General features: G+C 73.0%; 1 protein-coding gene and 1 pseudogene. Both read left to right on the top strand.

Features of this window, described 5'->3' with window-relative positions:
- Positions 1-217: pseudogene (locus RNC47_RS37425) on the top strand (aminotransferase DegT); the annotation flags it as partial.
- A gap of 26 nt (positions 218-243) precedes the next feature.
- Positions 244-382, top strand: a 139-nt coding sequence (locus RNC47_RS37430; RefSeq protein ID WP_311605347.1) for an FAD-dependent oxidoreductase, incomplete at its 3' end; no start/stop codon positions are given.

Genomic DNA, 382 nt, shown 5'->3' on the forward strand with positions numbered 1-382 from the left:
CGCCGAATGGCGGGCCAGGGGCCACCACGCCGGGGAGTGCCCGGTCGCCGAGCGCATGTGGTTCGAGCAGCAGGTCAACCTGCCCTGCCACCCGGGCATGACCGACTGGCAGGTCGACCAGGTCGCGTCCCGGCTGGACACCGTCCTCGGCCAGGAGGTCCGGGGCACACCGATCGCGGCGGGAACGGCGCGGAAGACGAAGGGCTGGACCCAGTGACCGAGACGGAGCACTTCGACATCGTCGTGATCGGCGGCGGCCCGGTCGGGCTCGCCTCGGCCTGGCACGCCGTCCGCCGGGGCCAGCGCGTCGCGGTCTTCGAGCAGTTCGCGTTCGGCAACGAACAGTGCGGCACGAGCGGGGCGGAACGGCACTGGCGGTTGC

Source organism: Streptomyces millisiae (assembly GCF_031845425.1).
Classification (GTDB): domain Bacteria; phylum Actinomycetota; class Actinomycetes; order Streptomycetales; family Streptomycetaceae; genus Streptomyces; species Streptomyces millisiae.